The following is an 11,399-nucleotide window of genomic DNA, read 5'->3' on the forward strand; positions in this document are numbered from 1 at the left end:
CGCTCAGCGGGTCGAAACGGTATGCGAGAGGAGGTCCTGGCGGGTGATTACTCCTCGGGGCTTGCCCTCGATCAGGACCAGTGCCGCGTCAGCCTTCTCCAGCAAAGCCACCGCCTCGGCGACCGGCTGGCCGCCGCCGATCATCGGCAGGGGCTCGGACATGTGCTGCTCGATCGAGTCGTGCAGGCTGGCCCGGCCGCTGAACACCGCGTCGAGCAGGTCACGCTCCACGATGGAGCCCACGATCTCCGCCGTGACGATCGGCGGCTCGGCCTTGACGACCGGCATCTGCGAGACGTGGTACTCGCGGAGGATGTCGATCGCGTCGCGGACCGTCTCCGTCGGGTGAGTGTGCACGAGTTCCGGCAGCTCGCCGCCCTTCGTGGCCAGCACGTCAGCGACGGTCGTGTCCTGGCCGCCGGTCCGCAGGAAGCCGTAGTGCGCCATCCACCTGTCGTTGAAGATCTTCGAGAGGTACCCGCGGCCGTTGTCCGGCAGGAGCACCACGACCACGTCGTCCGGGCCGGCCTTGCGCGCGACTTCCAGCGCGGCCACGACCGCCATGCCGCACGAGCCGCCGACCAGCAGGCCCTCCTCGCGGGCCAGGCGGCGGGTGATCTCGAAGGAGTCCTTGTCGGACACCGCGATGATCTCGTCGCAGATCTCCGTGTCGTACGTCGTCGGCCAGAAGTCCTCGCCGACGCCCTCGACCAGGTACGGGCGGCCGGTGCCGCCGGAGTAGACCGAGCCCTCCGGGTCCGCGCCAATGATCTTGACGTTCCCGTTCTGCTCCTTCAGGTACCGGCCGGTGCCCGAGATCGTGCCGCCCGTGCCGACGCCCGCCACGAAGTGGGTGATCCGGCCGTCGGTCTGCGTCCACAGCTCCGGGCCCGTGGTCTCGTAGTGCGACCGGGGATTGTCCTGGTTGGAGTACTGGTTCGGCTTCCACGCGCCCGGGATCTCCGCGGCGAGCCGGTCGGACACGTTGTAGTAGGACCGGGGGTCCTCGGGGGCCACGGCGGTCGGGCAGACCACGACCTCGGCGCCGTACGCCCGCAGGACATTGATCTTGTCTTCGCTGACCTTGTCCGGGCAGACGAAGACGCACTTGTAGCCCTTGGTCTGCGCGACCAGGGCCAGGCCGACGCCCGTGTTGCCGGAGGTCGGCTCGACGATCGTGCCGCCCGGCTTGAGCAGGCCCTCGCGCTCGGCAGTCTCGATCATCCGCTCGGCGATCCGGTCCTTCACACTGCCGCCGGGGTTGAAGTACTCCACCTTCGCGAGCACGGTCGCCTGGATGCCCTCGGTCACACTGCGCAGCCTGACCAGGGGGGTGTTGCCGATCAGCTCGACAACCGAGTTGTAGTACTGCACGTCGCTGTGCCCTTCTGGCTCCGGGAGATTCTCCGACAGATTGAGCCTACCGACCCGGCGATATCGGAAGGGAAGCCTCGCCCTGCTCGGCTACGCTCGCGACATGAACCGGTTCGCCAAAGCCTTCGCCTATGGCGGCGGTGGGCTGGGTCTGGCCGGGGCGTTACTCACCGGCCTGCTCTTCGGGCAGGCCCAGCTGGCCAAACGCGCGATCCCCGACGCCGACCGGCCACCACCCGACGGCAGCGGCCACTTCCCCGGCGACGGCATGCCCATCCGGCTCGTGATGCTCGGGGACTCCTCAGCCGCCGGGCTCGGCGTCGACCATCCGGCGCAGACCCCAGGGGCGCTGATCGCGGCCTCGCTCGGCGTCCCGGTCGAGTACCGGTGCTTCGCGGTCGTCGGGGCGGAGAGCGGGCACCTGGCGGCGCAGATCGAGCTGGCCAGCGCCCACCCGATGGACATCGCGATCATCGTCATCGGCGGTAACGACGTCACGCACGGCGTCCGCCCGGCCCTCGCCGTCCGGCTGCTCGCCGACGCCGTGCGGGCCCTGCGCGAACTCGGCGCGGAAGTCGTGGTCGGGACCTGCCCGGATCTCGGTACGATCCAGCCGATCCAGCCCCCGCTGCGCTGGGTCGCCCGGCAGTGGAGCAGGCAGCTCGCCGCGATGCAGACCAGGGCCGTCGAGGCGGCGGGTGGCCGGGCTGTGCAGCTCGGGGCGCTGCTCGGGCCGGAGTTCGCGGCGGCGCCGGCCGAGATGTTCAGCGCCGACCGGTTCCACCCCTCGGCCGCCGGTTACGCCGCCGCGGCCAACGCGCTGCTGCCGGCCGTCCGGGCCGCACTCATCAGGGAGCCAGCATGACGGAGCGTACGGTCAGACCGAAGCTGCGGACCTTCGCGTACGGCACCGGCCTGGCCGCCGCCGGGCTGCTGAGCCTGGTCGCCATCGAGGCGGCCGTCGCCAGGCAGCGCCGGTACGCCCGGCCGGAACTCAGCCTCGCCCACCGGGGCAGCGTCGGCCGCCCGGCTGCCACGCCGCTGCGGCTCGTCCTGCTCGGTGACTCCACGGCGGCCGGCGTTGGCGTCGAGCAGGCCTCCGACACGGTCGGCGGGCAGCTGGCCGAGCTGCTGGCCGCCGACGGGTACCGGGTGGAGCTGTCCAATGTGGCCGTCGCCGGGGCCCGGTCAGGCGAGCTGGCCACCCAGGTCGCCCGCGCTCTCCTCGGCCAGCGCCCCGACCTCGCCGTCATCCTGATCGGCGCCAACGACGCCATCCGGCCCGGCCGGGCGGAGACCTCGGCAGCGCTGCTCGGCACGGCAGTCCGGCGCCTGCGGCGCGCCGGGGTACCTGTCGTGGCCGGCACCTGCCCGGATCTCGGGGCCGCCCGCGCGATCGCCCAGCCGCTGCGGGCTCTCGTCGCCCGGCGCGGCCGGACCCTGGCGAGCGCCCAGAACGCGGCCGTCCGCGAGGCCGGGGGCGTCCCCGTGGACCTCGCGGCGGAGACCGGCGTGATGTTCCGTACCGACCCGGGCACCCTGTGCTGGGACGACTACCACCCGTCGGCCGACGGGTACCGGCTGTGGGCGCATGCTCTGGCGCCGGCCTGCCGGACGGCGCTGAGCATCGCCACGCACTGACCGGTTAGGACAGGCGCTCCAGGACGAGAGCCATGCCCTGGCCGCCGCCCACGCACATCGTCTCCAGGCCGATCGACTTGTCGTGCCAGTCGAGCGCGTTGAGCAGGGTGCCGGTGATCCGGGCACCGGTCATGCCGAACGGGTGGCCGATGGCGATCGCTCCGCCCATCACGTTCAGCTTGTCCAGCGGGATCTCCAGGTCGCGGTACGAGGGAATGACCTGGGCGGCGAACGCCTCGTTGATCTCGAAGAGGTCGACGTCGGAGATGCTCATGCCGGCCCGCTTGAGCGCCTGGCGGGTGGCCTCGACCGGCCCGAGGCCCATGATCTCCGGGGAGAGGGCCGTGACGCCGGTGGACACGATCCGGGCCAGCGGGGTCAGGCCCAGCTCACGCGCCTTCACGTCACTCATGATCACGACAGCGGCAGCGCCGTCGTTGAGCGGGCAGCAGTTGCCAGCCGTGACCAGGCCGTCCGGGCGGAACACCGGCTTGAGGCCCTCGACGCCCTCCAGCGTCACGCCGGCCCGAGGGCCGTCGTCGGTGCTGACCACGGTGCCGTCCGGCAGGGTGACCGGCGTGATCTCGCGGGCCCAGAAGCCGTTCTTGATGGCCTCCTCCGCGAGGTTCTGGCTGCGCACGCCGAACTCGTCCATGTCCCGGCGGGTCACGCCCTTGGCCTGGGCCAGGTTCTCCGCGGTGTGGCCCATCGACAGGTAGATGTCGGGCAGCTCGCCGTCCTGACGCGGGTCGTGCCAGGTCTGGCCGCCCTGCTCCGCCAGCGCCGAACGCTCACGGGCCCCGGCGAACCTCGGGTTCTGCCAGCCGCCGCCAACCGCGGCGCGGGCGTCGTCGGGCAGCCAGTCCGAGTTACCCCGGGCGTACCGGGAGACCGCCTCCACGCCGGCCGAGATGAACACGTCACCCTCGCCGGCCTTGATCGCGTGGAACGCCATCCGGGTGGTCTGCACGGACGAGGCACAGTACCGGGTCAGGGTCGCGGCCGGCAGGTGGTCGTAGCCGAGCAGCGTCGACACGACCCGGCCCATGTTGAAGCCGTGCTCGCCGCCGGGCAGGCCGCAGCCGAGGTACAGGTCGTCGATCAGCGTCGGGTCCAGCTCCGGGATCTTGTCCAGCGCGGCCCGGATGGCCGTGGCCGCCAGGTCGTCGGGGCGGAGGTCCTTCAGCGAGCCCTTGTGGGCGCGGCCGATCGGCGTACGGGCGGTGGAGACGATGACGGCTTCAGGCATGCCCATAGGTTAACGCTCCAGTAACTTGGGGCGCGGGTGGTCTGGGTCACTGGCAAGACAGTGGGACCCCTCATGCTGCTATGGCAGCGTGAGGGGTCCCATGATCTTGCGGTCTGACTACCGCCGCAGGTAGGAAAGCAGGCGCAGGACCTCGTAGTACAGGAAGATCAGGCCGACGAGGAGGCCGAAGGCGCAGGCCCACGCGTACTTCTCCGGGAGGCCGTAGCGCACGCCCTGCTCGACCTGGTCGAAGTCGAGGATGAAGGTCAGCGCGGCGACGACGATCACCACGAGGCTGAACACGATCGGCAGCCAGCTGACCTTCGCCGACGGGTCGGCGGAGGCACGGATGCCGATGCCACCGTCGTTGAAGAAACCGACCACGAAGTTGATCAGCATGAGGGCGACGACGCCGATCAGGGCGCCGATCACGCCACGGGCGAACTTGGGCGTGGCCCGCAGCACCCGGAACTTGTACAGCACCGCCATCGCGAAGAAGACGCCGAAGGTGGCGACCACCGCCTGGAGCACGATGCCGTCGTACAGGTTCTCGTAGAACTTGCTGACCACACCGGCCGCGACGCCCTGGATCACCGCGTAGGCGCTGATCACGACCGGGTTGGTCACCTGGGCGAAGACGATCACGAGCGCGAGGACGAGGCCGATCACGCCGGAGGCCAGCAGGGCGAGGCCCTGGACGGCCGGCGGGATGAACAGCCAGCTCACCGCGCCGGTGATGCCGGTGAGGGCTAGCAGGAATACGGTACGGATGACCACGTCGTCGACGGTCATCGTGCGGACCTGCGGCGCGGCGTAGCCGGTGTCGCCGTAGGGAGCCGGGTAACCCGGCTGTGCGTACGTGTTGCGGTCCTGGGCTGCGCCGGTCAGGACGCGCCCCAGAGCGCCGTTAGAGCTCTTCAACTCTGGCATACCTTTCAGCGTAACCGGACGTTCGGGACTCGCAGGGAAATCGGACATACAGTGCCCGGAGTGGGGGTCGAACCCACACGCCTCGCGGCAGCCGAGTTTAAGTCGGCCGTGTCTGCCATTCCACCATCCGGGCTCCGAGACTCTTCGTCAGAAAGCCACGGTAGCCCGAAGTGGCCCTCCCGTGGTACCCGCTTACTCCACTACCGTGACCGGGGTGACCACCACGTGTCAGCCGGAGCCGGCCACGACACCGAGGCAAGCCGGACGATTCGGCCGAACCGCCCGGCTGGACGCCGGCGCGATGCTGGCGTATCTGGCGATTGCGGCCTTTGTCACTGCTGGACTGTGGCCGTCGCCGGGCACGAGGGCGCTGGCGGTCAATCCGGCCGACCAGACGCTGACCGAGTGGTTCCTGGCACAGGGCGCCCGGTTCTGGACCGGGGACCTGTCCCTCGTCTCGGACAGGATGAACAGTCCGGAGGGGATCAACCTCCTGGCCAACGCGACGAACCTGCTCTCGGGGATCGTGCTGGCCCCGGTCACGTTCCTGTTCGGCGCGCCGGTCTCCTTCGCCGTCCTGGTCGCCGCCAACCTGGCCGGCACGGCCTCCGGCTGGTATCTGCTGTTCGCGCGGGGTTTCCGGCTGCACCGGGCCGGTGCGGCGGCCGGCGGCCTGTTCTGCGGCTTCGCCCCGGCGATGCTGTCGCAGTCCAACAGCCACCTGCACATCACAGCTCAGATCCTCATACCCCTCATCGTGTACTGCGTGCTGCGCCTCACCAGGGCACAGACCCCGGTCCGGACCGGGGTGGCCCTCGGGCTGCTCATCGCGCTCCAGCTCTTCGCCGGGGAGGAGGTCCTCTTCCTCACCGCGCTCACCCTGGCCCTGCTCACGCTGTCGTACGCGGTCGTCGGCTGGCAGCAGCTCCGGGCGGCGCTCCGCCCGCTCGGGATCGGGCTGGGCGTGGCGGCCGGGCTCGCGATCGTCCTGCTCGGATATCCACTGTGGGTGCAGTTCGCCGGCCGGCAGTCCGTGCCGAACGGCCTGTTCCCGCCTTCGTACTTCTCCGCGGACCTGGCCAGCTACCTCGCGTATTCCCCGTACTCCCTGGCTGGATCCGAGGAGTCGGTCAGGCTCGCGCCGAACGCGACGGAGATGAACACGTTCCTGGGCTGGCCGCTGCTGCTCGTGGTCGCCGCGTGCACCGGGTACCTGTTCCAGAGCGCCTACGTCCGGGCCGCCCTGGTCACCGGCCTGATCGCCGCCGGGCTCTCCTTCGGCCCGGAGATCGTGGTCGGCGGGGAACGTACCGGCGTCGCCGGGCCGTACGTGCTGCTGGAGGGGCTGCCGGTCGTGGACGGGGCGCTGCCGAGCCGGTTCGCGCTGATCCTGGTACCTCTGATCGCGGGGCTGCTCGCGCTGACGGTGCACGAGGCCATGCAGGCGGCCGATCTGTCGCGGTACGTGATGACGGGCGGGATCGCGCTGGCTCTTGTACCGCTGCTGCCGGTGCAGCTCGGCACGGTGTCCCGGCCGGAGGTACCCGGGTTCTTCTCGGCCGGGCACTGGGAGAAGTGCGTGCGGCCGGGCGGGGTGCTCGTGCCGGTACCGCTGCCGACGCCGGCCGCGCCCGAGCCGCTGCGCTGGGCCACGGCGGCCAACGTGGCGTTCGGGGTACCGGAGGGGTTCTTCATCGGGCCGTACGGGGCGGAGGGCCGGGCCGCGATGGGCGTCTACTCGCAGCCGACGGCGGCGCTGCTTCATGAAGTACACCAAAAAGGGACGGTGCCGGTCATCGGACCGCCGGAGCGGGAGCAGGCACAGCGCGATGCTCGCTACTGGAATGCATCATGTATTACTCTCGGCCCGTCGACGTTCCACGACGAGCTGAAGCTGACCCTCGACGGCCTCTACGGCCAGGGGGAACGCATCGCCGGCGTCTGGGTTTGGAGGGTGTGAGATGGCGGAGTTCGCGACCGGTAGCCACGACTGGCCGGTCACCGAGGCCCTAACCGAGTTCATGAAGGCAGGCTGGGCCGACGGCGAACGCGATGTCGACCCCGCCGACTTCGCCCCGTACACCGAGGCCCGGCGCAAGCGCCTCGCCGCGGCCTTCCCCGGCGAGCGGATCATCGTGCCCTCCGGCCGCATGATCCCCCGCTCCAACGACCAGGACTACCGGTTCCGCCCGCACTCCGCGTACGTGTGGCTGACCGGCGACCAGACCTCCGACGGCGTCTTCGTCCTCGAACCGTCCGGCGAGGGCGTCCTCTACCTCCGGCCCAAGTCCAACCGCTCCGACGGCGAGTTCTTCACCGACCGGCGGTACGGCGAGCTGTGGGCCGGGCGCCGCCCGACCCTGCGCGAGTCGACGACCAGCCTCGGGCTGGAGGTACGCCACATCAACGAGCTGTCCCTGGCCGGCCCGGCCCGGCTGCTGCGGGGCGTGGACGCGACCGTCGACGCCGACCTGCCCCAGCGCGGCGACGGCCGGGCGGACCTCGAACTCTCCGTCGTCCTCTCCGAGCTGCGGCTCGTCAAGGACGAGTGGGAGGTAGGCCAGATGCGGCTCGCGTGCGAGGTGACGGCGCGCGGGTTCGAGGATGTGGTCCGGGCGCTGGAGTTCGCGAAGACGGGCGGCGGCGAGCGGTACCTGGAAGGCACGTTCTGGCGGCGGGCGCGGACGGAGGGCAACGACGTCGGGTACCACTCGATCGTCGCGGCCGGCTCCCACGCCACCACCCTGCACTGGATCGAGAACAACGGCCCGATCCGCGACGGGGACCTCCTGCTCCTCGACGCCGGCGTCGAGCTGACCTCGCTCTACACCGCCGACATCACCCGCGTCCTGCCGATCTCCGGCCGCTTCACGCCGCTCCAGCGCGACGTCTACGAGCTGTCCCGGCGGGCCAACGACGCGGCGCTGGAGACCCTGAAGCCCGGCGCCGAGTACCGCGACTTCCACCGGGCCGCGATGCGCGTGATGGCGCACGGGCTGGAGGACCTGGGCGTCCTCCCCGTACCGGCCGAGCAGGCCCTCGACCCCGAGTCGACCATCTACCGCCGCTGGACGCTGTGCGGCTCCGGCCACATGATCGGCCTCGACGTCCACGACTGCGGCCGGGCCCGCGCCACGAACTACCTCGACGGCCGCCTCGAACCCGGCCACGTCCTCACCGTCGAGCCCGGCATCTACTTCCAGCCCGACGACCTGCTGATCCCCGAGGAACTGCGCGGCATGGGCTTCCGGATCGAGGAGGACCTCCTGATCACGGCCGACGGCTACGAGATGCTGTCCCACCAGCTCCCCCGCACGGCCTCCGATGTCGAGTCCTGGATGGCGGACCTGGTCCGCTAGCCAGGTCGAGGCACGCAGGGGCTGGGGTCACTGACCTCAGCCCCATTTTTCCGCCACTCACCGGGTGCACGTTGTGCGTACACTGACCTCATGAAGGCTGAACGTCTGCACCTGCGGGTCGATGAGGAACAGAAGGCACTACTGGAAGCCGCCAGCGAAGCCACTGGCCAATCAGTCTCGGCTTTCGTTCTGCGCGTCGCCACAGAAGCGGCGGCGGACGTACTGGCCGACAGGCGCACCTTCGTGCTGGACGACGAAGGCTGGCAGGCATTCGACCGAGCCCTGGACGAGCCAGCCAAGGACGTACCTGGCCTGCGAGAACTCCTTCGCAAGCCGACAGTGTTCGGCGAGGCTGCTGAGTGAGCCCAAGATTCGGCGCACCGGAGCCGCTGAACGCGCAGCACGTCGTCGCAGGCTTCGACTGCGGTTCGGCCGCACAGTCCGACTGGCTGATCCGGCATGCGCTCCAGGCTCACCGGGCTGGCTTGTCTCGGGTCTACGTCACCGCCTCCGGGGAACGAGTGGCGGGCTACTACGCGCTTTCAGCGGGCAGTGTGTCCCCTGCCGACGCGCCGCGCAGGCTGCTCCAAGGTGCCGGGCAATATCCTCAGCCGATTGTCATCCTGACCCGGCTGGGCGTGGACCTGTCGATGCAAGGACGAGGGCTCGGCCGGTCACTGATCGTGGACGCACTCACCCGAGTGGCCGTGGCCTCGGAGGTCATCGGGGTTCGGGCCTTGCTCATTCACTGCGAGACCGAAGCAGCCCGGAACTTCTACCAGGGACTCGCGAAGTTCGACGAGTCCCCCACGGATCCGATGCACCTCGTGCTGTTCATGAAAGACCTACGACGGGCACTGAGCTGACGTGTCCCCAAAGAACTACGGCCGCCCGGGGGCGGCCGTAGTTCTGTAGCGCTCTGTGCGCTAGCTGCTCAGAACGAGTCCTCGCGCCACTCGTGCTTGGGGGCCTGGAGCTGACCGAGGGCGATGACCTCGCGCTTGGTGAACAGGGCCAGGGTCCAGTCGGCGACCACGCGGACCTTCCGGTTGAAGGAAGGGATCCGGCTCATGTGGTACGTGCGGTGCACCCACCAGGCCGGCAGGCCGCGGACCTTGAAGCCGAACAGGTACGCCACACCCTTGTGCAGGCCGAGGCTGGCGACGGAACCGGCCCACTTGTGCTTGTACTCCCGCGGCTCGCGGCCCCGGACCACTGCCACGATGTTGCTGGCCAGCGTGGCGGCCTGGCGGACGGCGTGCTGGGCGTTCGGCGCGCAGGTCGCTTCCGGGTCGTCGACGCTGAGGTCGGGTACCTGGGCGCAGTCGCCAGCGCTCCACACGCCGTCGATCGGGGTGCCGTCGGCCTGGATGACCTGGAGCTTCGCGTTGCACATGACCTTGCGGGACCGGTCGTGGCGTGGCAGGTCGGTGGAGTCGAGCATCGGGTGCGGCTTGACGCCGGCCGTCCAGCAGATGGTGTCCGACTCGAAGGTCTCGCCGTCGGACAGGACCACCTTGCCGTCCACGCAGGACTCCAGGCGGGTACCGAGCCGGACGTCCATGCCGCGCTCGACGAGCTGGACGGCGGTGTAGGCGCCGAGTTCCAGGCCGACCTCGGGGAGGATCTTCTCGGAGGCCTCGACCAGGACCCAGCGGACCTCGGAGCGGTCGAGCTCCGGGTAGTACTTGAGGGCGTCGTCGACCATGTCGGCCATCTCGGCGAGCGCCTCGATGCCGGCGAAGCCGCCGCCGACGAAGGTGAAGGACAGCGCGCGGCGGCGGGTGGCCGGGTCGGTGGTGCTGGCCGCGATGTCGAGCTGGGCGAGTACCCGGTTGCGCAGGTAGATCGCCTCACCGATCGTCTTGAAGCCGATCGCGCTCTCCTTGAGGCCCGGGATGGGCAGGGTGCGCGAGACGGAGCCGGGGGCGACGATGATGTGGTCGTAGCTGGTGTCCCAGTCCGGGCCGACGAGCGGCTGGATGGTGACGGTCTTGGTCTCGTGCCTGATCGAGGTGACCAGGCCCGTGATGACGGTGCACTTGCGGAGCACCCGGCGCAGCGGGACGACCGCGTGCCGGGGGGAGATGTTGCCCGCCGCCGCCTCGGGGAGGAAGGGCTGGTACGTCATGTGCGGCTGCGGGTCGATCACGACGATCTCAGCTTCGCGGCTCTTCAGCTTCTTGGAGAGCTTCAGTGCCGTGTACAGCCCGACGTGTCCGGCACCGACGACGAGGATCCTCTTTCCAGCCATGTCTTCATCATGAGCCGTCCCGGGGGCGGCGGAGCGCCAGGTAGGCCAATATGACCCCGATCAGAATGGCGCAGGCCACTCCGAGCAGCGGAAACACCAGGGATGAGCGCTCAGGGATCTTGCCGGACAGCGTGACCACGACCACCCCCAATATGGCGGTGACTAACATCACGACGGCAGTTCGGGCAAACCACCTAAACAGGACGGATGGCAGGACCACCGCGTCGAGCGGCACGGCAGCCGCCAGGGCGCAGGCGGTGTGCTGGAAGTACATCGCCCAGCCGAGCAGGATCAGGCCCAGGCCGGACACCTCGCCCCCGTCGACGGCCGTGCCGCCCAGCCAGAGCCCCAGCGCCACCACCAGCAGCAGGGTCACGGCCGCGCTGCGCGGGAAGATCGCGGCGAGGGCGGCCAGCAGCGCCGAGACGACCATGCTCGGCGCGGTGAACATCGTCGGGGGCAGGGCCAGGCCGAGCGTCGCGAGACCGGCGCAGAAGGCGATGGCCCGGACGAGCAGCGGGCCCGGCGAGATCCGGCCCAGGTTCCGGCTGCCGGTCCTGGCGGCGTCCAGCATCATCGTGCTCGCTCCCCT

The 11,399-nt window shown here is 70.1% G+C and carries 11 protein-coding genes and 1 tRNA gene; 6 read left to right on the forward strand and 6 right to left on the reverse strand.

All coding sequences use genetic code 11. The annotated features are described in order from the left end of the window. Positions 1 to 3: 3 nt before the first annotated feature. Positions 4 to 1,374, reverse strand: a complete 1,371-nt coding sequence (locus A3G1_RS0122040; protein WP_018351661.1) for a cystathionine beta-synthase — start codon at positions 1,372 to 1,374, stop codon at positions 4 to 6. A 103-nt stretch (positions 1,375 to 1,477) separates the two neighbouring features. Here A3G1_RS0122040 and A3G1_RS36140 point away from each other — a divergent pair, with 103 nt between their 5' ends. Beyond that, on the forward strand, positions 1,478 to 2,239 hold the full coding sequence (locus A3G1_RS36140) for an SGNH/GDSL hydrolase family protein (protein WP_018351662.1): 762 nt from the start codon (positions 1,478 to 1,480) through the stop codon (positions 2,237 to 2,239). Then, the gene (locus tag A3G1_RS0122050; protein ID WP_018351663.1) at positions 2,236 to 3,015 is read left to right on the forward strand and encodes an SGNH/GDSL hydrolase family protein; all 780 of its coding nucleotides are present in this window, start codon (positions 2,236 to 2,238) and stop codon (positions 3,013 to 3,015) included. The genes A3G1_RS36140 and A3G1_RS0122050 overlap by 4 nt, the downstream gene beginning before the upstream one ends. 4 nt (positions 3,016 to 3,019) lie before the next feature. Here the strand turns inward: A3G1_RS0122050 and A3G1_RS0122055 are convergent, their stop codons facing one another. The 3 genes from A3G1_RS0122055 to A3G1_RS0122065 all read right to left on the reverse strand — a co-directional run bounded on the left by A3G1_RS0122055 (position 3,020) and on the right by A3G1_RS0122065 (position 5,327). Beyond that, complete coding sequence (locus A3G1_RS0122055) at positions 3,020 to 4,264, reverse strand: acetyl-CoA C-acetyltransferase (protein ID WP_026212391.1); 1,245 nt, start codon at positions 4,262 to 4,264, stop codon at positions 3,020 to 3,022. A 117-nt stretch (positions 4,265 to 4,381) separates the two neighbouring features. Beyond that, positions 4,382 to 5,185, reverse strand: a complete 804-nt coding sequence (locus A3G1_RS0122060; protein ID WP_018351665.1) for a Bax inhibitor-1/YccA family protein — start codon at positions 5,183 to 5,185, stop codon at positions 4,382 to 4,384. A 61-nt stretch (positions 5,186 to 5,246) separates the two neighbouring features. Further along, positions 5,247 to 5,327 (reverse strand) — tRNA-Leu (locus tag A3G1_RS0122065). Between the two features lie 81 nt (positions 5,328 to 5,408). Between A3G1_RS0122065 and A3G1_RS0122070 the strand changes: the two genes are divergently transcribed. From A3G1_RS0122070 to A3G1_RS0122085, 4 genes are all read left to right on the forward strand, one after another. Continuing rightward, on the forward strand, positions 5,409 to 7,154 hold the full coding sequence (locus tag A3G1_RS0122070) for a hypothetical protein (RefSeq protein WP_157641276.1): 1,746 nt from the start codon (positions 5,409 to 5,411) through the stop codon (positions 7,152 to 7,154). A gap of 1 nt (position 7,155) precedes the next feature. Further along, complete coding sequence (locus A3G1_RS0122075; protein ID WP_018351667.1) at positions 7,156 to 8,553, forward strand: aminopeptidase P family protein; 1,398 nt, start codon at positions 7,156 to 7,158, stop codon at positions 8,551 to 8,553. Between the two features lie 90 nt (positions 8,554 to 8,643). Beyond that, complete coding sequence (locus tag A3G1_RS0122080) at positions 8,644 to 8,916, forward strand: type II toxin-antitoxin system TacA family antitoxin (protein WP_018351668.1); 273 nt, start codon at positions 8,644 to 8,646, stop codon at positions 8,914 to 8,916. After that, positions 8,913 to 9,419, forward strand: a complete 507-nt coding sequence (locus tag A3G1_RS0122085; RefSeq protein WP_018351669.1) for a GNAT family N-acetyltransferase — start codon at positions 8,913 to 8,915, stop codon at positions 9,417 to 9,419. The genes A3G1_RS0122080 and A3G1_RS0122085 overlap by 4 nt, the downstream gene beginning before the upstream one ends. Before the next feature lie 68 nt (positions 9,420 to 9,487). On the opposite strand, the gene A3G1_RS0122090 is transcribed toward A3G1_RS0122085, so the two are convergent. Beyond that, positions 9,488 to 10,807: an NAD(P)/FAD-dependent oxidoreductase gene (locus tag A3G1_RS0122090; RefSeq protein WP_018351670.1), complete on the reverse strand. Its 1,320-nt coding sequence runs from the start codon at positions 10,805 to 10,807 to the stop codon at positions 9,488 to 9,490. Positions 10,808 to 10,814: 7 nt separating this feature from the next. Continuing rightward, the gene (locus A3G1_RS0122095; RefSeq protein WP_018351671.1) at positions 10,815 to 11,384 is read right to left on the reverse strand and encodes a hypothetical protein; all 570 of its coding nucleotides are present in this window, start codon (positions 11,382 to 11,384) and stop codon (positions 10,815 to 10,817) included. Positions 11,385 to 11,399: the final 15 nt, after the last annotated feature.

The organism is Longispora albida DSM 44784 (genome assembly GCF_000379825.1).
Classification (GTDB): domain Bacteria; phylum Actinomycetota; class Actinomycetes; order Mycobacteriales; family Micromonosporaceae; genus Longispora; species Longispora albida.